This is a genomic window from Streptomyces sp. QH1-20, assembly GCF_041283565.1.
GTDB lineage: Bacteria > Actinomycetota > Actinomycetes > Streptomycetales > Streptomycetaceae > Streptomyces > Streptomyces syringius.
In genome coordinates, this window is sequence record NZ_CP166299.1 from 3,247,340 (window position 1) to 3,270,024 (window position 22,685).

Consider the following 22,685-nt stretch of genomic DNA (forward strand, 5'->3'; position numbering starts at 1 on the left):
CATACGGCCGGTCGGCCGGGTGACTAGTCGGCCCGGACGGCCGGGCGGCGGCTGGCGATGACCCGCTTCGCCAGCGAGCGCGGGCTGGTCAGGAAGCCGAACCCCCACGACATGTGCATCGTCGCGAGCGCCACCGGGATCCGGACGCGCGCGGCCGGCGACAGGCCCTTGCCCGCGGGCAGCGAACCGGCGGTGATGGCCGCCAGGTACCCGGCCGGGACCAGCAGGCCCCAGGGGGTGACGGCCGCGCCGACCACGAGACCGGCCGCGATGGCCACCACGGCGGTCGGCGGCGCCAGATAGCGCATGTTGATCGAACCCTGGTGGAAGCGGGCGACGACGTGCCGCCAACGTCCGTAGTCCTTGTACTGCTTGGCGAGCGCCTTCACGCTCGGCCGCGGCCGGTAGGAGACCTTGAGCTCCGGGGAGAACCAGATCAGCCCGCCCGCCTCACGGATCCGGAAGTTCAGCTCCCAGTCCTGGGCACGGATGAACTCCTCGTTGTACCCGCCCTGCTGCTCCAGCGCCTCGCGCCGGAAGACACCCAGATACACGGTTTCGGCCTCGCCGGCCGCGCCTCCGGTGTGGAAGGCCGCGTTGCCCACGCCGATCTTCGAGGTCATGGCGGCGGCGACGGCCCGCTCCCAGTCGTTCTCGCCCTCGGCGTGCATGATGCCGCCGACGTTCTGGGCGCCGGTCTCGTCCAGCAGCCGCACGGCGGTCGCGATGTAGTTGGGCGAGAGCATTCCGTGACCGTCGACGCGTACCACGATCGGGTGGCGTGACGCCTTGATCGCGGCGTTGAGCGCGGCGGGGGTGCGGCCGGTGGGGTTGGGCACGGTGTGGACCCGGGCGCGGGGGTGGTTCGCGGTCTCCCGCACCAGGTCGGCGGCGATTTCGTCGGTGCGGTCCGTGGAGGGACCGAGGGCGATCACGACCTCGAGTTCACCGGCATAGTCCTGTTCCAGGATGTGCCGCACGGAGGTGCGCAGATACCGCTCCTCATTGAGCACCGGCATGATGACGGAAACGGCGGGCGGCTGCTGATCGGGCATGGTTCCTCGGCGGTACGGGGGGTGCCCCCGGCGGACGGCGGATCGTCGGTCACGTTACGCCAATGGGGCACCCGAAAGCGCCCCGCCCGGGTGGCAGGCCCCGCCCGGACGGCGTGGGGCCGCGAACCGACGATCGTATGGGCCTACCGTTTCCCCGGTTCTGCCCAGTCCGTCGCGGAGGTTCGAAGTGACCGCACCGGCCCGCTCCCCCCGCCAGGCCAGGCCGCGCCCGAACCGGCCCCGCCACAGTGCGCCCCGCCGCCCGCGCTGGGGGCTGCGTCTCGCCACCGGCGCCGCGGTGGCCGTGCTGGGCACCGGCGGCATCGGACACGCGGTGGTCACGGGGATCGAGGGCGGCATCGGGCGGGTGGATCCGTTCGGGGGGCTGTCGAACCGGCCGCAGACCAGTCAGGGCAAGAACATCCTCGTCGTCGGCACGGACGGCCGCGACAAGATCACGGAGGAGGAGCGGACCCGCTACCGGCTGGGCGGCGCGCCCTGTCACTGCACCGACACGGTGATGCTGGTGCACCTCTCCGCCCGGCACGATCGGGCGAGCGTGATCAGCCTGCCGCGCGACACCTACGTCGAGATCCCCGAGCGCGCCGACGCCCAGGGCCGCATCCGCCCCGCCCATCCGCAGAAGCTCAACGCGGCGTACGCGGAGGGCGGGCCGAGCCTGACCGTACGGGCGGTGGAGCAGCTGACCCGGGTGCACGTCGATCACTATCTGGAGGTCGACTTCGCCAGCTTCATGAAGACGGTCGACGTGCTGGGCGGGGTGCGGGTGTGCACGGTGCGGCCGCTCAAGGACGTCTACACGGGTCTCGACCTGCCGGTGGGGTCCAGCGACCTCAACGGCGGGCAGGCGCTCCAGTACGTACGCTCCCGGCATCTCGACGGGGGCTCCGACCTCGGCCGGATGCAGCGGCAGCAGCGGTTCCTGGCCTCGCTGATCCACAAGGCGGCGGGCGGTGAGGGCCTGCTGAACCCGGTGAAGTTCCAGGAGGTCGGGGCGACGCTGCTCGGCTCGGTGCGGGCCGACCGGGGGTTCGGCAGCGCCGAGCTGGTCGAGCTGGCACAGGGGATGAAGAATCTGACGCCCGCCTCGGCCGAGTTCGCCTCGGTGCCGATCGGCATCGCGAACTTCCCCGTGCCGCGTATCGGCTCCACGGTGAAGTGGGACGAGGCGGCGGCCGGGAAGATGTTCCAGGCCCTGCGCGAGGACCGGCCGCTGACCGCGCACGCCCCCCGGCGGGCGCAGGACGCCAAGCCGCTGAGCAGGCCGGCGGACCAGCCCGCGACACCGGTGGACGTGGCGCCCGGGCAGATCCGGGTGCAGGTCCTCAACGGCAGCGGCCGCACCGGTCTGGGCCGCGAGACCGACAACGCCCTGCACGCGACGGGCTTCGCCACCACCGGGCTGCCCACGGACGCGCCCGGACCGCTGGTCCAGCGGACGGTGATCTCCTACGACCCGCGCTGGGACCGCTCGGTCCGCTCGGTCGCGGCGGCCCTCCCGGGCGCGGAACTGCGCCCGGCACCGGGCCAGGGCCCGCTGATGAAGGTGACCCTGGGCACGGACTTCAAGGGCGTACACCCGGTACGCCCCCAGGACCCCCCACAACAGGCCGGAGCCGCCCCGGCAGCGGTCCGGGGCGACCAGGTGGTCTGCCCGGACGGCGCGTAGCGCTCGGCGCGCGCAGGGCGGAGGTGGCCCTTGCCGGGGGCTCGTCCCCGCCAGGGGACTGCGGGGATCAGTCCCCGAAGCCCTCGGCGATCCGCTTTTCGCGCAGTTCCATGATCGCGCGGCGGCGGGCGAGCCGGTGGGTGCGGCGGATCTGGGCCTCCTGGTAGCGGCGCTTGTCCTTCTCCGTCTCGGGGATCACCGGCGGGACGCGGCGGGGCTTGCCGTCCTCGTCGACGGCGGCGAAGACGAGGTACGCGCTGCCGACCTGGGTGGCGGGCGTCGACTCGTTCCAGCGTTCGGCGAGCACCCGCACGCCGACCTCCATGGACGACCGGCCGGTCCAGTTCACCTGGGCCTTCACATGCACGAGGTCGCCGACCCTGACCGGTTCGAGGAAGGCCATCTCGTCCATCGAGGCCGTGACGGCGGGCCCGCCGGAGTGCCGCCCGGCGACCGCGCCCGCGGCGTCGTCCACCAGCTTCATGATCACGCCGCCGTGGACGGTGCCCAGCAGATTGGTGTCACTGCCGGTCATGATGTGGGAGAGCGTCGTGCGGGAAGCGGACGTCGGCTTGCCCGGTATTTCCGCTTCCGGGCTGCGGTCCTGATTGGTCATGTCCACCACTGTATGCGTGCTCGGGGACACGGGCGGATTTGCATCAGCTCTGCTACAGCCCGGCCCCGAACCCGTCATCCCCCTGTAAGGCGGGTCGCCACAGCGGGCACACTCGTGTCATGAGCAATTGGGCCGATGGGCGGACCGACGACCGCCAGGACCGGTACGGAAACGGCGCCGCGAACGCCGAGCCGGAGGGTGCGCGCGCCATGCCGCAGATCCGGCGCACCGCGCCCCCGCCGCGCCGCCCCGCCGAGCCGGCGCCCGGCTACGGCCGCGCACAGGGCCCGGGCGGCGGTCACGGCCGCGTGCCGGACCAGGGCGGTGGCTACGGCGACGGCGCGGCCCACGCGGCCGGCGGCCACGACGACGGCTACAACACGGGACAGGTCTACGGCCGCGGCGGCCCGGCCGGCCCCGGCGGCCACCGGCACGGCCCCACCGGCGGCGGTCCGGGCGGGCGCGGCCCGCGCACCGGCGCCCCCGACTGGCGCAAGCGCATCAAGATCGGCGGCATAGCCTTCGTCGTGGCGCTGCTGACCGTCTCCGTCGGCACGTACTTCTGGGCCGACTCCAAGATGCGCCGCGAGGTCGATCTCGGTCAGCTGAAGGACCGCCCGGCGGCGGGCGAGGGCACCAATTACCTGATCGTCGGTTCCGACAGCCGTGAGGGCCTCTCGGACAGCGACAAGAAGGAACTGCACACCGGGTCGGCGGACGGCAAGCGCACCGACTCGATGATGATCGTGCACACGGGCGACAACGGCACCACGATGCTGAGCCTGCCGCGCGACTCCTACGTCACCATCCCCGCCTTCACGGGGAAGAAGTCCGGCAAGAGCTTCCCCGCCGCCACCCACAAGCTGAACCAGGCGTACGCGGACGGCGGCCCGGAGCTGCTGGCGCAGACCATCGAGTTCAACACCGGGCTGCGCATCGACCACTACGCGGAGATCGGCTTCGGCGGCTTCCGCAATCTCGTGGACGCGCTGGGCGGCGTGGAGATGTGCCTGGACAAGCCGCTGAAGGACCGCGACTCGGGTGCGGACTTCAAGGCGGGCTGCCAGGAGCTGAACGGCGCCCAGTCGCTGGCCTTCGTGCGCCAGCGCCACCAGGAGGCGGACCAGGACCTGGGCCGGATGCGCAACCAGCAGAAGTTCCTGAACACCCTCGCCAACCAGGCGGCCTCGCCCTCGACGATCCTCAACCCGTTCCGTCTCTACCCCGTCATCGGCTCCGGTCTCGACACGCTCATCGTCGACAAGGACATGGAGCTGTGGGACCTGACCTCGATGTTCTGGGCGATGAAGGGCGCGACGGGCGGCGACGGCAAGCAGATGACCGTGCCGATCGCGAGCGCGAACTTCCCGACCCGCTCCGACGGCGTCGCGGTGAAGTGGGACACGGCCAAGGCGAAGCAGCTCTTCGACCAGCTCAAGAAGGACGAGAAGGTCACCGTCTCGGACAAGTGAGCGACGAACGCGGGCAGGGCCCGTGACCTCCGCGAAGCACGGAGGTCACGGGCCCTGCCGTGTTCTCAGGGGGACGCGGGCCCCTTGGCATTGATCACCGCGAAGGTGCCGCCCTGCGGGTCCTGCACGATGGCCATCCGGCCGGCCATCATGTCGAACGGCGGTACGAGCACCCGGCCGCCGCTCCTGGTCAGGATGTCGACGGTGCTGTCGGTGTCCTCGACGGCGAAGTAGCACAGCCAGTGCGAGGGCGTGCCGGGCGGCAGCTTGTCCAGCCCCTGGGTGCCGCCGACGGCCCGGCCGTCGACCTGGAGCACGGAGTAGTCGGGCGCACCCTCCATGGGGACCGCCTCGATGCCGAACGCGGTGGAGTAGAAGACCGCGGCGGCCTGGGGGTCGCTGGTGTTCAGCTCGTTCCAGATCAGCGCCCCCGGCTCGTTGACGACCTGCGCACCGGGGAAATCCCGCGCCTGCCAGAGCCCGTAGACGGCCCCCGTGGGGTCGGCGACGACCGACATGCGGCCGAGGGTGAGCACGTCCATGCCCGGCATGATCACGGTGCCGCCGTTGTCGGCGATCTTCTTCTCGGTGGCGTCCACGTCGGAGACGGCGAGGTAGGTGGTCCATACGGTCGGCGGTGTCGGCTGGTCGGGGTCGGGCGACATCGAGGTCATGATGCCGGCCACGGGCTTCCCGTTCAGGGTGCAGACCGCGTACCCGCCGGTCTCCGGCGGGCCGACCTCGCCCTGCCATCCGAACAGGTCGCGGTAGAAGTCGAGCGCCGCCTGCTGGTCGGGGACCATGAGGTCGACCCAGCAGGGGGTGCCGGGTGCGTACGGAGCGGTTACCTCGGGCATGTCATGAGCCTCCAGGGCAGTACGACCCCCCACCGCCCCCACCTTCGGCGCCCCGGCCCGATACCGCCACCGGCGTTCCCCCGTACGCGCGCGACGGCCCCCGGCGGGGTGCCGGGGGGCCGTCGCGGTGAACGCCTCGTGGGTTACTTCGGCAGGTTGCGCGCCATGACGATGCGCTGGACCTGGTTCGTGCCCTCGTAGATCTGCGTGCTTCACGGGTAACAGGGCTATGACCTGCACGTATACCCCCTTCGGAGGGAGCCTCCCCAGCATTCCCCCATGATCGACCAGGGCTATCCCCTGGTCAGGGAGCTATAGCGGTTACTGGACGGCTACCCGCCCGTGCAGGCCCTCTTGACGGCTCTGACGACGGACCGCGAGGGTCATGCAACAAGTCGCAACATGCTCGACGCGGGAGAGGTAGCCATGTCTCTACTGTTCTTCGGCAAGGACCCCAACACCGACGAGGACCACTGCCCGACCGTCTGGGTGGACGACGAGAACGCTGATCTCGTCTTCCAGGGATGGAAGGCCGACGACACGACCGAGAAGAAGTGTCTGGAGGTCGGCCCGATCCCCGACACCGAAGCCGTCGTTCGGATACCGGCCAGCATGGTGGCACAGATCAGGAAGGCGTGCGATGCCGCAGAACGCTCAGCAGCCGAGCTTCGCTGAGTGCATCCGGGACACAGACCGCTCGGCGGTCCACCTGGAGATGCGCGACGACTACGGCGACAACGAGCGGTTTGCGGCTTGGCGACGCGGAGACCGAATCGACTGGGATGACCGGTCATCCTGGTGGCGCGGGTTCCACGACCACATTGCCGGGGCTGTAGAGCGCGGAGTGTCCATCCGCCGGGTGCGAATCGTCAGTGAACCGGTATCGGAATACATTCGTTGGGAGCACTACATGACCCGGGCCAACCTCGCCGCTGGCGAGCAAGTCCGATGGGTACCCCGGCGTCTCGCATCAGATCTCGTGCTCCCTTGCAACGACTTCTGGCTGTTCGATGACCGGCTGGCGAGGGTTCACCACTTCGCAGGGGACGGTTCGCTCGTCATGGACGAGTTCACCTCGGAGCCGGACATCCTGAAATCGTTCGCCGCATCGCTCGAAGCCGCGTGGGAGCGCGGCATCCCTCACGAGGAATACCAGGTCTGATCGTCCCCATCACCCATCAGTCAGCCCATGCCTTCATCTCCGTTCTCCAGCGCCCAGGCTGCACGCGAGTCCGTGGCCGCGCGGCTCAGAGAGCTTCGTCGTGATGCGAACCTGACGATGCAGGGGCTGGCTGATCGGTGCGATTGGAACAAGGCGAAGACCTCCCGCATCGAGGCCACGAAGACGGTGCCCTCGGATGCCGACATCCGGGCCTGGTGCACTGCCTGCGACGCCGAGGAGCAGGCAGCGGACCTTATCGCTGCATCCCGCTCTGCCGACTCCATGTACGTCGAGTGGCGACGCATTCAGCGCACCGGCTTGCGCAGGCTCCAACAAGCCAACGTCCCGCTGTACGAGCGAACGAAGCTTTTCCGCGTGTACTGCTCACGGGTCATGCCCGGCCTGCTCCAGACCGAGCACTACGCCCACGCCCTTCTATCGCTGATCGCTGACTTCCGAAGCCTCCCGAACGACGTAAGCGAAGCTGCGGCGGCACGCGTAGACCGGTCGCACATCATCCGAGACGGCCTTCACCGCGTCGTCATGCTGATCGAAGAGGACGTTCTTACCCACCGCATCGGTGACGGCTCCGTGATGGCCGGTCAGCTCGGGTACCTGCTGACGGCCATGTCGTACCCGGCCGTCTCGCTCGGCATCATCCCCCGCTCCGCGCCCCGGGGCATGTGGGGCCCGGAGACGTTCACGATGTTCGACGACAAGCGGGTTCACGTCGAGTTGCTGGCCGCAAAGGTGACCGTTACCACGCCGACCGACGTCGAGATCTACCACCGGGCCTTCACGCGACTCGCCGACATGGCCATATATGGACCTTGTGCCCGTTCCTTGATTAGTAAGGCCATCAGCTCCCTCGACTAACTGCCCTGCAACAAACTGCAACAACGTGGACCCGCAACTTCCCGCTTCTCTACCGTCCTTGCCGTACCGGAGTCACCGGAGAAGGCGGGCCATGATGAGCGAGAACAGGGCGCACGGCACCACAGCGGTTGAGCGTCTCGGCGGCAGTGAAGCCCCGCAGATCCTCTCGCGCCCGTCCGGGCCGCACAGCGTCAACGGCGTGTTCCTGGTGCACAAGTCCGGCCCTGGCCCGGAAGGGGCAGACCTTGCCCCAAGTGATGGCCTCAAGTGGCCCAGGTGTCAGTGCGGAAGCCCGCAATGCCCTGATTACGAGCCACCGGTGGCGCCGCCCGCCGAAGTGCTGACGGTCAAGGTCGCGGAAGCCAACCGGCGGAGTCGTAGGGGCGGACTGTGAGCATCAAGGCAGCCATGCGGTATGTGGTGCACCGGATCACGGAGCATCCGGATACGGACGTGACCTTTGAGGCCGAGTGCCTGCACTGCAAGTGGAAGGCGACGTCTGCTGACCAGTCGGCGGCCGTCGACGTGGAGTGCATGAGCCACACGGGCCGGTCCGGCCACTCTGGTTTTCGGCGCATCCGTACGTCGTTCGCGATGGTGGTTCGCGCCGAGTAGAGACCCTCGCCCCGGTCGTGGAAACCCTGGACAGGTCGAGAGGCCGGGGCGAGGCACACGCACCCTCACAAGAGAGGTACGAGCATGCCCGATGCTAGTGAACTCATCAGCCGCGACCAACGGGCTGGAGTGACCAAGACCGTCATGGACAGCAACCCCGGCATGGCGGAAGCCACGGCGGAGCGGATCGTGGATGAAGCGGTGAAGTTCGTCGTCGCAGGAGCACGGTTCCCTGACGTCGCTCTGGCGCCGTCCCGGGTGGTCGATGAGGGATGGCACGCCCTGATCGTGCACACGCGGCTGTACGCCGAGCTGTGCGAGCGAAACGGTGGGTTCGTCCACCACTCGCCAGGTTACGACCCGACGCACTACGACCCGGAGATCCTGGAGCGGACCCGCGCCATGATCGAGGAAGCGGGCTTCTCGGTGGATGCCGAGCTGTGGCACGCACCAAATGATGAGCTCGTGTCCGTGGCGGCAAATTGCCAGCACGCCCCCGAGTGCGCGATTCGCCCCATGCCCAAGCCCGAACCTCCGGTCTCCTGACGCATGAAGCACAGACGCCGTACGCTGCCGGGCACGGGAGGTACGACGTGATCGAGTGGATCGACCCCAGGTATGAGGCGCTCGTGAAAGCCATGCGCGCGGCTCAAGCCGAGGTGGCTCAAGGCCAGAGTGGGCAGCCCCCGACGTTGCGGGGCTTCATCTTCCCCGACGCAGGCCCAGAGCCAGAAGCACCAACGCCATAGGCGGATCCAGCAGTTTCAGCAGTGATGGCCCCGTCCCGCTCCTCTCGTGAGGCGCCGGGACGGGGCCATCCGCCTATCGGGCCGCTCACAGCAGGGCACGGAACGGGTTGCGTTCCAGTGGTTCCGGGCGCTTCGGTTCGGGGGCGGGCGCAGAAGCCTGCGCGGGTGCCGAACGGTAGGCGTCCATCTGCACAACCGTGGCGTGGTTCTGCTCACGCTCCGGAGCGGCCGGCATCGCCTCCGGAGCCGTCTGCGGCTGCTCTGTGTGAACGGGAATGTCACCGCGGAGTGCGAAAACGGTCTTCGGCCGACCGGCCTTTCCTGCCCGTTCCACAGTCACGACGATTTCGGGCAGTTCCTTGACCTCAGCGGCCGACGCCCCCACGTACGGGAGTATCTGGGAGGAGGTGGCCCGGCCTCCGTGCAGTTCGATCCGGGCGCGGACCTTGTCCGCGAGGCTGAGCGGCTGACGCTTCGCCTTCGGAGCATCGGCCCCCTTCGTGATCCGTACCGCGTCTTGGACGGAGCGGCGAACCAGGGTGAAGGCGGCCGTCAGGATCTCGTCCGTGATGATCTCAGAGCACTCGGAGGCCGCGAGGCAGGCGGCCACCCTGAGCGTCTGTTCTGCGGTGCGTTCGATGAACACGGCCTGAGCGTCGGGCAGGGTCTCGCCCAGGATGCGGGCGTACCGACGCACGATCCGCCAGAGCGGCCGGGCGTCCTCGGAGAGGGTGATCACGCGGGGGCGGGCGGTGGCCCACCCGTAAGCGTCGGACAGTTCGGAGCCGTCCACCTTCGGCAGACTCACACGATCGTCATCCAGCATCGGAACCGCCCCCAGCAGGAAGGGCAGGATGCGGTTGTACGACCCTCCGGCCGCCTCCGACTCCCCCACGTACTTCGACCAGTCGGAGGGCGTCACGTGGCAGTGCAGCACCATCGCGGGGTCGCGTACTTCCTGCGCCTCTTCCTTGGTGGTGTTGCGGAGTGTCGTCCCGTCCCACGCGGCCCGGAGCTTCGTGGTGAACGACGGGTCACGCTTGACCCGCTTCAGGACCTCGGTCCATTCCTCCTCCATCACCAGGGCCCGGACGTCACGGCCCCGTTCGGTCTCCGTGGTCGCTTCCTGCTGCTCCCACAGGTGGTTGACCATGCTCGCCCCGGACGTGATCCCGGACGTGGTGTGCGTGGCGAGGAACCGGCCCAAAGACGGGTCGAGGACGTGGAGGGCGGCCCGGAGCGCGGTTCCCTTGCCCCTACCTGTACCGGCCACGAGGGCGGACCAGATCAGCACGGGCCGGGCGTTGCCACGGGACGAGACCTTGACCGTGCCGCCGATGGCGGCCGACCACATCGACAGGGCGGCCACGTACACCCCCAGGGCGTCCGCTTCCAGGAACGGGGCGATCTTGCGGACTGCCCGGCCGATCGGACCGTACAGGACGGGGGTGCTCATGCTGCCTCTATCTCGAACAGGGTGGGTTGAGTGGTCGAGGGCCGGGGGCGCCGGGCGCTCAGTGCGCCCGGCGCGGTGCGGGCGGCTCTCAGGCCGCTACCGCTTTTCCCTCGGATGCGTCCCTGTGAGCGAGCTCGTACGAGTGCCGGACGTGCATCGGGACGCGTCCCTGAGCGGAGAGGTTCGGCCAGCCGTTCTCACGGGCCCACGCCCGGATCACACGGTTGCGCTCACGCGCGGACATGACCTTGGGGCCGACCTTGGCAGGCTCAGGAAGCGGGTCACCACCGACCAGCTCACCGGCCCGGACCGCGTCCCGGAACCGCCCCGGGGCACGTACATCCATCACGGGCAGGCTGCGTTCCGCAGCGTCTCGCAGCTTCGTTACGTTCCGCTCCGCACCCTCGCCGCAGATGATCAGGACAGTGGACTCATCAGCACGCCCCACGACCCGGTAGCCAAGGTTGCGGACCGCGTCCCGTGCGTCGTCCCACGAGTACCCCGGCACGTCGCCAGTGACCACCACAGACGGGCTCTCAGACTCGGTGGCGTCATCGTCGGGGCGCTCCTCCTGCTCCTGGTCGTCGTGCTCGTCATCGGCAGCCACGACGGGCAACGGCTCATCGTCGTCCGGCACGGCCTCAGGCTCGGCCACGGCCTCACCCGGCACCCCGAGGGCATCCACCAGGTAGCGGCCGAACGTGACGTCGTGTTCCAAGCAGAGGTCCCAAGCGTGCCGCCCCAGAGTCAGGGTTGCCGTCGCTTCCACCTCCGACCCATCACGGGCCATATGCGCATCGCAGAACGTCTTCTCAACGGGTACCAGGATCGTCTTACGCACGAGATTCCTTAGATAGCTGAAGTCGAGATAGGCAATCGGCCGGAGCGTTGCTCTTACGGCTTTCCTCATCCGCCCCGACTCGCGGTCGGCGGAACTAATCTCATCTTGCAGCATCAGTAAATCAATTCAAGACCAAGGCGGGCGTGAAGTGGATCACATTAGGCATTAGGAGATGATCGCCTGGCAGAAAATATGCAGGTCAGAGGGCGCTTGACCACTCATTCGGCACACCCGGGGGTAATGCCTAGTTAGAAAGAAATAGGACCCACCGGGGGTGCCCCCTTTCGACCGTGTACGGGTATCAAATTATCGAGAATGCGGCTCGAATGGAGTGTTCCCGTGGGCAATCTCCATTAGATTTCAGGTCCATCCTGTAACAATTCCTACCGGGACCCTTGGGATACATGCTCCATCGGCTCGACTGGGTAACAATCCGCCCGCCTACCGTCACGGATTCTGTGCATCACGCCTAGTGAGCCGAAACGAGGTCATTTCCAGTGTGATTTCTCCATAGTGGCGAGGGCTGCCCCGTCGCCCTGCGCTACCGCCAGCTGACCTCTCAGTCGCACGGACGCAAGGGGCCCCGATCGCTGAGTGAGTCGGTTACCTCCCACCATTTTGTCGGCGCCGCCATTTACGCGCTGACTTGCGGGAACGCAAAAAAGGGGGCCTCCACCGATTCGGTGAAGGCCCCAGGGACTCACAGCACTACGCCGCCCACTCCACGGCAGCCTTCAAAATCCCCTTGGACGGCTTCGACTCATCAAAGGTGTTGTCCGGCAGCTTGGTGTCAAGCTCCGGGCACCGCACGATCTTGCCGCCGTACAGGTGGAGGGTGTCGATGTAATCGGCACGATAATTCTCGCTCTGGCCCTCACGGAAGCCACTGAACTGGGATGCGTAGGTGGCGAATTCCTTGTGCCCAGCCACAATGTCCACGCCCTTCGGCATGGCCGTGGTCGACAGCACCGTGAACCCGGCAAGGCGGGCCACAACACCGTTGGCGGTCACCCCGGTCTCGCCGTAGGCGGCAGAGTTGGCAATGGCCGGATGCTCGATCAGGTGCCGCTTCACACGGGGCGAGACAACCACGTAACGACCGTCGGGGATGTCGTTGCCGTCCAGGGCCAGCATCATGTCCAGGATCGCGCTGTAGAGCGCCTGGGGGGCGATCTCCGGCGTCACCTTGACCGTGGGCAGAGCCGTGGCGCTCTTGGCGATGATGCCGCCCATGAACGTGTCGGCCTCACGGGCAAGGGACCGGATCATCTGCTGATTGATCGGGGAGTCAAGGCCGCTGGCGAGCTGGATGCGCTCGGCGTCCTCCACGAGCACCTGGAGGTACTTGGCCTTGGTGATCGGGAGCTTCTGATCAACGGTCTCCGGCCGCTGGGCGGTCATACCCTCCGGCAGCTTGTAGTCGCCAACCGAGGGCCGAAGGAGCGAGTTGATGTGGACAACGTCGCCCTTCTTCCGGATCTCGCCCTCGTACTTGTTGTTCGAGACGATCGGGGAGGCCCAGACCAGCAGCGGGTCAAACTGCGTCAGCAGCTGCGCATCCCACAGCTCCGGAACAAACGTATGAGTGGCAGGGTTCTGGTAGGAAAAAGCCATATAGGTACTCCTAGTTAGCGCTTACGAACGTCGAGGGATACACGAGGAGCGGAGGGGACCGGGGAGCCTCGGTAGTAGCCCATCCCCATGAGCTGAGGGAATTCCGGCTTCTTGGGCATGAAGGGCTCCAAGACCCTGGCGATGACCTCGGCGGAAGGACGGCCGTCATCGCCCAGCAGCTTGGACGTGTCCAGGTAGTCCATGAGCCCGTCGGGGATCTTGGCTCCGGCCTCGGCGACCTGGGCCTTGAACTCGGCTTGCGTCAGCTGGTCGGAGTATTCCCGCATCACCTCGGCCCGGATCGCATCGGCGTCCACGGCGGCCGGCATGGGCTGCGGAGTTTCAGAATTGGGTGCTGCGTCGCTCATGGGCGACACCTCCTTATAAGGATTCAACCTAGAGCCAGAATCCACTTCAATGCGGCCCTGAAAGCTAGAGATGACGGTGGATGGGGCAACAGTCCTCACCGATTAGCTGATCATGCTGATCCACTCGTCCTGGGAGAAGGATTCGCCGCGTAGAGCGGCAACGGCCCCGGCCCGACGGCGCTCGTCAGTGTCGTCATCCGTCACGAAGGCCATCAGCGGAGTCCCCATGTGTCGGGCCGCCTGGACAAGGTTGTGCAGGCCCGGATGGATGACCCCAGACTCCCAGCGGCGAATAGTGGAAGGCGCGAGGCTCAAGGCGTCGGCCAGCGCCTCGACCGTGAGGCCAAGTGCCAGGCGGCGAGTAGCAAAAATATGGCGATCAAACACGGTGGCTCCATTCGGTTTCATGCACAGATGCATGATCCTGGACAAAAAGAAGACCCCGACCTAATGAGGTCGGGGTCGGCCATTCATGACTGGAGAGAAGAACTCTCACTATAAACGTAGGTGTTGCTTCGTGCATTTCTGCACGACCATGCACGAAATAGAGATGTGGATCACTTGCTCCGTTGCACCTACAGGTGACACGTCACCCCTCCCGAAAACGGGTGACCTAACTAATCTCATCTAAGGAGACTGGCCCCGGACGCTCGTTCCACTCGCCCCGGCAGCAACCTGTTATTCAAGAAGGGCCGTAGGCCTGTCCCTTGAGGTGAGGCAGCCGAAGCGCCTCATTCGTTAACGCTTCGCTCCGCGCCCGTCCGTATGCCTCGCGCCCAGGCCCCCGAAGGGAAGGGACTCCCACCCCTGGCAATGTTGTCGCACTCCGCCTCCCATCGCCGCGCCTCGTCCATCGCGCAGAACATCCAGTCCCCATGAGCGTCGTCCCAGGCAATGTTGTGCTTGTGCGTAGCGCACTCCTCCCGCTTGTGGGCCGACTTGGCGTCCATTGAGGCCACGCTGTGCGGCACCAGCAGGCACCGCGCCGACGCCGAAGGCGCGAGCTGCCCGGCCTTGATGAGGGACAGCCGTGCCTGCCGATAGCGCCCAGCGCTGTAGGGCTCGCCCTTTTCGTTCGTCAAGATGGCCTGCAACTCGCCGGAGCCGAGCGGGGCATGCCCGCCCCGCTGTATCCGGTCCATGGCCAGCAGCCACATGCGCAACTCCAGGTGGAGCGTCGGACAACCGATAGCTGGGTTCGTGCACTCCGGCCGGTAGACCTTGACGAACCGGCGACTCACTCCGCCCCCTGCTTGTCCAGCCAACGCTCCAGGTCATTCGGCCGGACCCTGAGCGACTGGCCGATCTTACGGAACGGAATCTCCTCCCGCTTCCAGTTGTCGTACACCCACGACTTCGGCACATCTAGGAACCCGGCAACGTCACTAACAGTCATCAGCTTGGTCAATCAGTCCTCCGGGAAAAGAAATGCCCCCGAGTGGCCTCGGGGGCTAACGAGATATGAAATTGAGCGTACTGGTACCTATTCGCTCTTCATGGCGTCCAGTACCGCATGGGCTTTGTCCGTGAGCTCCCCGCCAGCCTTACCCGTAACGGCAGTGAGGTAGCCGTCCCGTCGCGCCTTCTTCAGGTGGTCCCGGACAGTCTCTGGGCGCCGATCGATGAGCCGTGCAAGCCAGTCAACCGGACGGGGCGCCCCCATAACGGTCATCTGGCAGTAGCCCAACGACAGCAGTGCCAGGTAGCGCTCGGAGACTCCTTCGTTGGCCAGGGCCAGGCCAGCCGCCTCTCCGGTCGTCTCCACCGCCTCGTTGATCTCCCGGAACGTTTCCCCACTGGCGGCGGCAATCTCCTGGGCGGCCTTAACTGCCCCAGAGAGGTCGAGCCTCCGCAGGACGGTGGTGGAAATGCCGCGCGCGACCTCGGCAGCCGGGGCGCCTTCGGCGTCCTCAATGGTGATGCGCTGCGGGCCCCCCGTGATCGGGCGCCCGGTTGGCCACCACATGCGGATAGTCCAGGCGCCTTGGTCCTGTGCGACCTCGATTCCCAACTCATCGGACTTCATGCCGAGAACGTAGCACAGGCGACGGACCACCCCCGGCGCCCCACTGCCTGTTGACATCATATGGTGGATCGTGATCAAACTGTGCACGCCGGAGCGACGCACCGGCCCGAGTCGGCACCCGCGCCGACCAGCAGGCTCGGCAGGAAGAGTGGCAATCTCAGTGGCAAGGGCATGGATAGCGCGGTCCACGGACGACCCGAAGAAGTGGACCACTTACTGGTACGACCCCGACGGCAAGCAGCGGCAGAAAACCTTCTCGACCAAGACGCGCGCCGACGACCACCGGAAGCGCAAGGAACGGGAACTCGACGCAGGTACCTACCTGGACGACAAGCTGGGGAAGCAGCCGGTAACGGCAGTCTGGGAGCAGTGGACGCACCAGAGAAAGCTGGAGAACAGCACCAAGAAGCAATACCGGTCGATCCAGAACACGACCATTGAGCCGTTCTTTAAATCCCGTTCTATCGTGTCACTCAAGGTCGCCGACATTGAGCAGTGGCTCTTATGGATGGAGAAGGACAAGAAACTTGCCGCCCGGACACGCCGACAGCGCTTCTCATTCTTCTCCGGAATGATGGATTGGGCCGTGGTCAACGAGATCATTGGCCGCAATCCATGTAAGAAGATCAGGCACGCTGGCAGCAGGGCCAAGGAGATACGGGAGCACAAGAGCAAGGCTCGGCGGCTGACGACGCGGGAGGTCCTGGCTATCTTGAACGGCTGCCCTCCCCGTTACCGGGCGATGCTCTGGCTCATGGCTGGCTGCGGCCTGCGACTCGGTGAGGCCATGGCCGTCGCTCGCGATCAGATCGACTTCAAAACCGAGATGCTGCGGGTTGACTTCCAGATCACCGAGGACGGCGAGACGGAGTCGGGTAAGAACAGCGCGCTACAGCGGCGTCACGTGAAGGCTCGCGACGAGGAGGAGCCAGGAAGGCTCGTACCCCTGCCGCCGAATGTCGCGTTCGAGCTGCGGCGACACATCAAGAACCACGGAATGTGGGGCCCGGAGCGCCTGCTGTTTCCCAACGTCACGCGTACGGGCTACCTCTATGCGTCGTACTTTTACCCGAAGATTTGGGTGCCCGCGCTCAGCAACGCCGGGGTGCCCTACGCCACGGCTCACGATCTCCGGGACTACTACGGATCGCGTCTGCTCTACATGCTTGTGCCTGAGAACGACGTGGCGGACTGGATGGGGCACGGCAGCACGGAGGTGCTGCGGCAGCACTACCACTACATCTTCGAGGGAGCCGAGGAGCGCGGAAGGGTGGCAATCGCAACGATGCTGACGCCCGGCGCCGACGACCCCACAGAGCGGGCCCAGGTGGCCTGACCCAGCCCCATACGAACGGCCCCCGACTCGACGTCAGGGGCCGTTTCGTTTGCGCAGGTCAGAGGCCCATTTAGCCCAGTGGCAGCCCAGGATTTCCCCAGCATGACACCCATGAACGGCCCGAATCTGACCGGAACGGGTCGGAAACCCGAGACGAACGTTCCTGAGTGAAAAACCGCCGCTGACCTGCGAAAAGCCTACTTCGGAAGGTTCCTCGCCATGACGATGCGCTGGACCTGGTTCGTGCCTTCATAAATCTGCGTGATCTTGGCGTCGCGCATCATGCGCTCGACCGGGTAGTCACGGGTGTAGCCGTAGCCGCCGAGGAGCTGGACGGCGTCCACGGTGACCTCCATGGCCACGTCGGACGCGAAGCACTTCGCCGCCGCGCCCTGGAAGGTGAGGTCGCTGTCGCCGCGCTCGGACTTGGCGGCGGCCGCGTAGGTCAGCTGACGGGCGGCCTCGATCTTCATGGCCATGTCGGCGAGCATGAACTGGACGCCCTGGAAGTCACCGATCGGCTTGCCGAACTGCTTGCGCTCCTGGACGTAGCCCTTGGCGTAGTCGAGGGCGCCCTGGGCGATACCGAGGGCCTGGGCGGCGATGGTGATACGGGTGTGGTCGAGGGTCTTCATCGCCGTGGCGAAGCCGGTGCCCTCCTCGCCGATCATGCGGTCGGCGGGGATGCGGACGTTGTCGAGGTAGACCTCGCGCGTCGGGGAGCCCTTGATGCCGAGCTTGCGCTCCGGGGCACCGAAGGAGACACCCTCGTCGGACTTCTCGACGACGAACGCCGAGATGCCCTTGGAGCGCTTCTCCGGGTCGGTGACGGCCATGACCGTGTAGTACTCGCTGACGCCCGCGTTGGTGATCCAGCGCTTGACGCCGTTGAGGACCCAGAAGTCGCCGTCGCGCACGGCCTTGGTCTTCATGCCGGCCGCGTCCGAGCCCGCGTCGGGCTCGGAGAGGGCGTACGAGAACATCGCGTCGCCCTTGGCCAGCGGGCCCAGGTAGCGCTTCTTCAGCTCCTCGGAGCCGGACAGCACGACCGGCAGCGAGCCGAGCTTGTTGACCGCCGGGATCAGGGAGGACGACGCGCACACCCGCGCGACCTCCTCGATGACGATGACGGTGGCGAGCGCGTCGGCGCCGGCGCCGCCGAACTCCTCGGGCACGTGGATCGCGTGCAGGTCGGAGGCGACCAGCGCGTCGAGCGCCTCCTGCGGGAAGCGGCCCTCCTCATCCACCTCGGCGGCGAACGGGGCGATCTTCGCCTCGGCGAGCGAGCGCACGACCTTGCGGAGCTCGTCGTGCTCCTCGGACGGCCGGTACAGGTCGAAGTCCTTTGATCCCGCCAAGGTGGATTCACTCCCCAAAGAGTTAACTACCGTTTAGTAACCCGATTCTAGGGGCGGCCCCCCGCACGGGGATACGTGAGCTTGCCGACAGCCCCCGGACCCACCGGGATCTCCCCGGGGCCTTCCCGCTCCGGGCCCCGACTATGCTCGGCGCAGTCCAGCCCGTCAGCACATGGAGCACGCATGGCCCCCAAGATCACCGTGATCGGCACCGGCTACCTCGGTGCCACCCACGCCGCGGCCATGGCCGAGCTCGGGTTCGAGGTGCTCGGCCTGGATGTGGTGCCCGAGAAGATCGAGATGCTCGGGCGCGGCAAGGTGCCGATGTACGAGCCGGGCCTGGAGGAGCTGCTCCGCCGCCACGTCGCCGGGATCGAGGGATCGACCGGCCGGCTGCGCTTCACGATGTCGTGGGAAGAGGCCGGCGAGTTCGGCGACGTCCACTTCGTCTGTGTGAACACCCCGCAGAAGCACGGCGAGTACGCGTGCGACATGAGTTACGTCGAGAGCGCCTTCGACGCCCTGGCCCCGCATCTGCACCGCCCGGCGCTGGTCGTCGGCAAGTCCACCGTCCCGGTCGGCAGCGCGGCCCGGCTCGCGGCCCGGCTCACCGAGCTGGCCCCGGCGGGCTCGGACGTCGAGCTGGCCTGGAACCCGGAGTTCCTGCGCGAGGGCTTCGCCGTCCAGGACACCCTGCACCCGGACCGCATCGTGGTGGGCGTCGCCGGTGAGCGCGGCGAGAAGCTGCTGCGCGAGGTCTACGCGACCCCGATCGGCGAGGGGTCGCCGTTCGTCGTCGCCGACTATCCGACCGCCGAGCTGGTCAAGACGGCCGCCAACTCCTTCCTCGCCACGAAGATCTCCTTCATCAACGCCATGGCCGAGGTCTGCGAGGCCGCCGACGGCGACGTGGCGAAGCTCGCGGAGGCGATCGGCCACGACGAGCGGATCGGGAAGAAGTTCCTGCGGGCCGGCATCGGCTTCGGCGGCGGCTGTCTCCCCAAGGACATCCGCGCCTTCATGGCCCGCGCGGGTGAGCTGGGCGCGGACCAGGCGCTGACCTTCCTCCGCGAGGTCGACTCCATCAACATGCGCCGCCGCGGCCACATGGTCGAGCTGGCCCGTGAGACGGTCGGCGGCAGCTTCCTGGGGCAGCGCGTGGCGGTGCTGGGCGCGACCTTCAAGCCCGACTCCGACGACGTACGGGACTCGCCCGCGCTGAACGTGGCCGGCCAGATCCACCTCCAGGGCGGCCAGGTCACCGTCTACGACCCCAAGGGCATGGACAACGCCCGCCGCCTCTTCCCCACCCTCGGCTACGCGCCGACCGCGCTCGAGGCGTGCCAGGGGGCACACGTGGTGCTGCACCTCACGGAGTGGGGCGAGTTCCGCGAGCTGGACCCGGCGGCGCTGGCCGCGGTCGTGGCGGAGCGGCGGATACTGGACGGGCGCAATGCGCTTGACGCCGGCGCTTGGCGTTCTGCCGGGTGGACCTACCGGGCCATGGGTCGGCCTCAGGCCTGAGCCAAAGATTTGCCCTCAATCGCCGGGCGGGCTGGAATTTCCAGCCCGTCCGGCGTTGGGGTTTCCGGCCCGGAGGCGTCTTGGGCCTGTCGACCGACGGGCTCAGCCAAATCAAGCCCGTCCGGCGATTGAGGACGCCTTGACCTCAGCGAAAACCAGCCCGTCCGGCGATTGAGGACACCGGGACCTCAGCCGTCCAGCTGGTCGATCGTCGCGATCGACGGACCCCGCGTGGCGGAACGCGCCACATCCTCCGCCGCACGAAGCACCCGCACCGCGTTCTGCCACGTCAGCTTCGCGAGGTCGGAGTCCGACCAGCCGCGGCTCAGGAGTTCCGCGATCAGGTTCGGGTAGCCGGCCACGTCCGCGAGGTCTTCCGGGGTGAACGCCGTGCCGTCGAAGTCGCCGCCGATGCCGATGTGGTCGATGCCCGCGACCTCGCGCATGTGGTCGAGGTGGTCGGCGACCGTGGCCGCCGTGGCGAGCGGGCGGGGGTGCGCGGCCTCGAAGGCGCGGTGCACCGCCATCCCGGCGGGAGAGGTGTCGAGGTGGTGCAGGCCGTTGGCGCGCATGTTCTCGTCCGCCTGCCGGGTCCAGTCGACGGCGGCGGGCAGGACGAACTTCGGCACGAACGTCGCCATGGCCACGCCCCCGTTCGCGGCGAGCGCGCCGAGCACGTCGTCGGGGACGTTGCGCGGGTGGTCGCAGACGGCGCGCGCGGAGGAGTGCGAGAAGATCACCGGCGCCTCGGTGACCCGCAGCGCGTCCCGCATCGTGTCGGCCGAGACGTGCGAGAGGTCGACCAGCATGCCGAGGCGGTTCATCTCGTGGACGACCTCCTCGCCGAAGCGGGTCAGGCCGTTCGCCACGGGCTCGTCGGTCGCCGAGTCCGCCCACGGGACGTTGTCGTTGTGGGTCAGCGTCATATAGCGGACGCCGAGGCGGTGCAGGGCACGCAGGGTGGCGAGGGAGCAGTTGATGCTGTGGCCGCCCTCGGCGCCCATCAGGGAAGCGATACGGCCCTCGGCGCGGGCGGCCTCCATGTCGTCGGCGGTGAGCGCGAGCCGCAGCTCGGAGGGGTAACGATTCACCAGCTGACGCACGACGTCGATCTGTTCGAGCGTCGCACTGACCGCCTCGTCGCCGGCCATGTCGGTGCGGACGTACACGGACCAGAACTGGGCCCCGACCCCGCCCGCCCGCAGCCGGGGCAGGTCGGTGTGCAGGCCGGTGGCGCTCTGGTCGGTGGCGATGTCGCGCCGGTCCAGGTCGTAGCGGACCTGCTCGCGCAGGGCCCACGGCAGGTCGTTGTGACCGTCGACGACGGGGTGGGCGGCGAGCAGCTCGTGGGCGCGGGCGAGGTGACCGGCCGCGGTGGTGGCGGTCACGGTCACTTCCCGAAGCCGAAGTGGGCGGTGCCCATGGCCTTGGCGCGCAGGCGCTTGCCCTTGTCCGTGGCCTGCTCGTTCAGCTCGTCCTGGAAGTGCCGCATCCGGGCCAGCAGCTCGGTGTCGTGGGCGGCGAGCATCCGGACGGCGAGCAGCCCCGCGTTGCGGGCGCCCGCGACCGAGACGGTGGCGACGGGCACGCCGGCGGGCATCTGCACGATGGACAGCAGGGAGTCCATGCCGTCGAGGTACTTCAGCGGCACGGGCACGCCGATGACCGGCAGCGGCGTGACGGACGCCAGCATTCCGGGCAGGTGGGCCGCGCCGCCCGCGCCCGCGATGACCGCCTTGAGGCCACGGTCGGCGGCCTGCTCGCCGTACGCGATCATCTCGCGCGGCATGCGGTGCGCGGAGACCACGTCGACCTCGTAGGGAACCTCGAACTCGTCCAGGGCCTGGGCGGCGGCCTCCATGACGGACCAGTCGGAGTCCGAGCCCATGACGATGCCGATGAGAGGAGAAGTCATTCGGTGATCGTTCCTCGCAGATATCCGGCGGCGTGGGCGGCGCGCTCGCGCACGTCCGCCAGATCGTCGCCGTAAGTGTTGACGTGTCCGACCTTGCGACCGGGCTTGACGTCCTTGCCGTACATGTGGATCTTCAACCCGGGATCGCGTGCCATGCAATGGAGGTACGCGGAATACATGTCCGGATAGTCGCCGCCGAGCACATTGGCCATGACGGTCCACTTGGCGCGCGGGCGCGGGTCGCCGAGCGGCAGGTCCAGCACCGCCCGCACGTGGTTGGCGAACTGCGAGGTGATCGCGCCGTCCTGGGTCCAGTGGCCGGAGTTGTGCGGGCGCATCGCCAGCTCGTTGACGAGCACTTCGAAGGAGCCGTCGGCCTTGCGGATCTCGAAGAGCTCCACGGCGAGGTGGCCGACCACGCCCAGCTCCGCGGCCACCTTGAGGGCGAGCTGCTGCGCGTGGGCGGAGAGCTCGGCGGAGAGATCGGGCGCGGGCGCGATGACGGTGTCACAGACGCCGTCGACCTGGATGGACTCGACGACCGGGTACGAGACGGCCTGGCCGTGCGGGGAGCGGACCACATTGGCGGCCAGCTCGCGGGTGAAGGCGACCTTCTCCTCCGCGAGGACGGGCACGCCGGCGCGGAAGGGCTCCTCCGCCTCGTCCGCGCTGCGGACGATCCACACCCCCTTGCCGTCGTAGCCGCCGCGCACCGTCTTGAGCACGACGGGGAACCCGTCGCCCTCCTCGGCGAATCGCGCCACGTCGGCGGGATCCTCCACGATGCGGTGCCGGGGACACGGCACTCCGATCTCCGTGAGCTTGGCCCGCATCACGCCCTTGTCCTGGGCGTGCACCAACGCGTCGGGCCCCGGGCGGACGGGGATACCGTCCGCCTCCAGGGCCCGTAGGTGCTCGGTGGGGACATGCTCGTGATCGAAGGTGATCACGTCGCAGCCTTGTGCGAAAGCACGAAGGGTGTCCAGGTCGCGGTAGTCGCCGACGACGACTTCCCCGACCACCTGGGCCGCCGAGTCCTGCGGGGTGTCACTGAGCAGCTTGAACTTGATGCCGAGGGGGATGCCCGCCTCGTGGGTCATACGGGCGAGCTGGCCGCCGCCGACCATGCCGACTACCGGGAACGTCACGCTCCCA

24 protein-coding genes are annotated in these 22,685 nt (G+C 67.7%); 9 read left to right on the forward strand and 15 right to left on the reverse strand.

Going from position 1 to position 22,685, the window contains the following annotated elements; translation table 11 throughout:
• Window positions 1-23: 23 nt before the first annotated feature.
• Window positions 24-1,055 (reverse strand): glycosyltransferase family 2 protein, encoded by a 1,032-nt coding sequence (locus AB8O64_RS14530; RefSeq protein ID WP_130878171.1) that lies wholly within the window; start codon window positions 1,053-1,055, stop codon window positions 24-26.
• Between the two features lie 187 nt (window positions 1,056-1,242).
• Between AB8O64_RS14530 and AB8O64_RS14535 the strand changes: the two genes are divergently transcribed.
• Window positions 1,243-2,745 (forward strand): LCP family protein, encoded by a 1,503-nt coding sequence (locus tag AB8O64_RS14535; RefSeq protein ID WP_370419553.1) that lies wholly within the window; start codon window positions 1,243-1,245, stop codon window positions 2,743-2,745.
• Between the two features lie 67 nt (window positions 2,746-2,812).
• On the opposite strand, the gene AB8O64_RS14540 is transcribed toward AB8O64_RS14535, so the two are convergent.
• Window positions 2,813-3,361 carry an acyl-CoA thioesterase gene (locus AB8O64_RS14540; RefSeq protein ID WP_370419554.1) on the reverse strand — a complete coding sequence of 183 codons (549 nt, stop codon included), beginning with the start codon at window positions 3,359-3,361 and terminating at the stop codon, window positions 2,813-2,815.
• Between the two features lie 119 nt (window positions 3,362-3,480).
• Between AB8O64_RS14540 and AB8O64_RS14545 the strand changes: the two genes are divergently transcribed.
• The gene (locus tag AB8O64_RS14545; protein WP_370419555.1) at window positions 3,481-4,833 is read left to right on the forward strand and encodes an LCP family protein; all 1,353 of its coding nucleotides are present in this window, start codon (window positions 3,481-3,483) and stop codon (window positions 4,831-4,833) included.
• Window positions 4,834-4,898: 65 nt separating this feature from the next.
• Here the strand turns inward: AB8O64_RS14545 and AB8O64_RS14550 are convergent, their stop codons facing one another.
• On the reverse strand, window positions 4,899-5,690 hold the full coding sequence (locus AB8O64_RS14550) for a VOC family protein (protein ID WP_370419556.1): 792 nt from the start codon (window positions 5,688-5,690) through the stop codon (window positions 4,899-4,901).
• A 402-nt stretch (window positions 5,691-6,092) separates the two neighbouring features.
• On the opposite strand from AB8O64_RS14550, the gene AB8O64_RS14555 reads away from it, so the two are divergent.
• The 5 genes from AB8O64_RS14555 (at window position 6,093) to AB8O64_RS14575 (ending at window position 8,889) form a co-directional block, all read left to right on the forward strand.
• Window positions 6,093-6,365: a hypothetical protein gene (locus tag AB8O64_RS14555; protein WP_370419557.1), complete on the forward strand. Its 273-nt coding sequence runs from the start codon at window positions 6,093-6,095 to the stop codon at window positions 6,363-6,365.
• Complete coding sequence (locus AB8O64_RS14560) at window positions 6,331-6,852, forward strand: DUF6879 family protein (protein WP_370419558.1); 522 nt, start codon at window positions 6,331-6,333, stop codon at window positions 6,850-6,852. The genes AB8O64_RS14555 and AB8O64_RS14560 overlap by 35 nt, the downstream gene beginning before the upstream one ends.
• Window positions 6,853-6,879: 27 nt before the next feature.
• Complete coding sequence (locus tag AB8O64_RS14565) at window positions 6,880-7,728, forward strand: helix-turn-helix domain-containing protein (protein ID WP_370419559.1); 849 nt, start codon at window positions 6,880-6,882, stop codon at window positions 7,726-7,728.
• A gap of 390 nt (window positions 7,729-8,118) precedes the next feature.
• Window positions 8,119-8,343, forward strand: a complete 225-nt coding sequence (locus AB8O64_RS14570) for a hypothetical protein (RefSeq protein ID WP_370419560.1) — start codon at window positions 8,119-8,121, stop codon at window positions 8,341-8,343.
• A 129-nt stretch (window positions 8,344-8,472) separates the two neighbouring features.
• Complete coding sequence (locus AB8O64_RS14575) at window positions 8,473-8,889, forward strand: hypothetical protein (RefSeq protein WP_370419561.1); 417 nt, start codon at window positions 8,473-8,475, stop codon at window positions 8,887-8,889.
• 288 nt (window positions 8,890-9,177) lie between these two features.
• Here the strand turns inward: AB8O64_RS14575 and AB8O64_RS14580 are convergent, their stop codons facing one another.
• The 8 genes from AB8O64_RS14580 to AB8O64_RS14615 all read right to left on the reverse strand — a co-directional run bounded on the left by AB8O64_RS14580 (window position 9,178) and on the right by AB8O64_RS14615 (window position 15,397).
• Window positions 9,178-10,548, reverse strand: coding sequence for a DUF3987 domain-containing protein (locus AB8O64_RS14580; protein ID WP_370419562.1), 1,371 nt, complete (start codon window positions 10,546-10,548; stop codon window positions 9,178-9,180).
• A gap of 88 nt (window positions 10,549-10,636) precedes the next feature.
• Window positions 10,637-11,503, reverse strand: coding sequence for a hypothetical protein (locus AB8O64_RS14585; protein WP_370419563.1), 867 nt, complete (start codon window positions 11,501-11,503; stop codon window positions 10,637-10,639).
• A gap of 594 nt (window positions 11,504-12,097) precedes the next feature.
• Entirely contained in the window at window positions 12,098-13,003 is a 906-nt protein-coding gene (locus AB8O64_RS14590) for a hypothetical protein (protein WP_370419564.1), read from the reverse strand.
• Between the two features lie 14 nt (window positions 13,004-13,017).
• On the reverse strand, window positions 13,018-13,371 hold the full coding sequence (locus AB8O64_RS14595) for a hypothetical protein (RefSeq protein WP_370419565.1): 354 nt from the start codon (window positions 13,369-13,371) through the stop codon (window positions 13,018-13,020).
• 102 nt (window positions 13,372-13,473) lie between these two features.
• Window positions 13,474-13,758: a helix-turn-helix domain-containing protein gene (locus AB8O64_RS14600; RefSeq protein ID WP_370419566.1), complete on the reverse strand. Its 285-nt coding sequence runs from the start codon at window positions 13,756-13,758 to the stop codon at window positions 13,474-13,476.
• Between the two features lie 344 nt (window positions 13,759-14,102).
• Window positions 14,103-14,528, reverse strand: coding sequence for a hypothetical protein (locus tag AB8O64_RS14605; RefSeq protein WP_370419567.1), 426 nt, complete (start codon window positions 14,526-14,528; stop codon window positions 14,103-14,105).
• An 80-nt stretch (window positions 14,529-14,608) separates the two neighbouring features.
• Window positions 14,609-14,779 (reverse strand): helix-turn-helix domain-containing protein, encoded by a 171-nt coding sequence (locus AB8O64_RS14610; RefSeq protein WP_370419568.1) that lies wholly within the window; start codon window positions 14,777-14,779, stop codon window positions 14,609-14,611.
• 75 nt (window positions 14,780-14,854) lie between these two features.
• Window positions 14,855-15,397, reverse strand: coding sequence for a hypothetical protein (locus AB8O64_RS14615; RefSeq protein WP_370419569.1), 543 nt, complete (start codon window positions 15,395-15,397; stop codon window positions 14,855-14,857).
• A 148-nt stretch (window positions 15,398-15,545) separates the two neighbouring features.
• Between AB8O64_RS14615 and AB8O64_RS14620 the strand changes: the two genes are divergently transcribed.
• Window positions 15,546-16,733, forward strand: coding sequence for a tyrosine-type recombinase/integrase (locus AB8O64_RS14620; protein ID WP_370419570.1), 1,188 nt, complete (start codon window positions 15,546-15,548; stop codon window positions 16,731-16,733).
• 197 nt (window positions 16,734-16,930) lie between these two features.
• On the opposite strand, the gene AB8O64_RS14625 is transcribed toward AB8O64_RS14620, so the two are convergent.
• Window positions 16,931-18,091 (reverse strand): acyl-CoA dehydrogenase, encoded by a 1,161-nt coding sequence (locus AB8O64_RS14625; protein ID WP_130878176.1) that lies wholly within the window; start codon window positions 18,089-18,091, stop codon window positions 16,931-16,933.
• Between the two features lie 183 nt (window positions 18,092-18,274).
• Here AB8O64_RS14625 and AB8O64_RS14630 point away from each other — a divergent pair, with 183 nt between their 5' ends.
• A complete protein-coding gene (locus AB8O64_RS14630; protein ID WP_370419571.1) occupies window positions 18,275-19,615 on the forward strand; it encodes a UDP-glucose/GDP-mannose dehydrogenase family protein in 1,341 nt (446 codons plus the stop codon).
• Between the two features lie 188 nt (window positions 19,616-19,803).
• Here AB8O64_RS14630 and AB8O64_RS14635 read toward each other — a convergent pair whose 3' ends face one another.
• Genes AB8O64_RS14635 through AB8O64_RS14645 form a run of 3 tightly spaced genes read right to left on the reverse strand, consistent with a single transcriptional unit; the run spans window position 19,804 to window position 22,678 of the window.
• Complete coding sequence (locus AB8O64_RS14635) at window positions 19,804-21,003, reverse strand: dipeptidase (RefSeq protein ID WP_370419572.1); 1,200 nt, start codon at window positions 21,001-21,003, stop codon at window positions 19,804-19,806.
• A 2-nt stretch (window positions 21,004-21,005) separates the two neighbouring features.
• Window positions 21,006-21,530, reverse strand: a complete 525-nt coding sequence (gene purE / locus AB8O64_RS14640) for a 5-(carboxyamino)imidazole ribonucleotide mutase (protein WP_184734126.1) — start codon at window positions 21,528-21,530, stop codon at window positions 21,006-21,008.
• Window positions 21,527-22,678 carry a 5-(carboxyamino)imidazole ribonucleotide synthase gene (locus tag AB8O64_RS14645; protein ID WP_370419573.1) on the reverse strand — a complete coding sequence of 384 codons (1,152 nt, stop codon included), beginning with the start codon at window positions 22,676-22,678 and terminating at the stop codon, window positions 21,527-21,529. Before AB8O64_RS14645 ends, purE begins: the two co-directional genes overlap by 4 nt.
• Window positions 22,679-22,685: the final 7 nt, after the last annotated feature.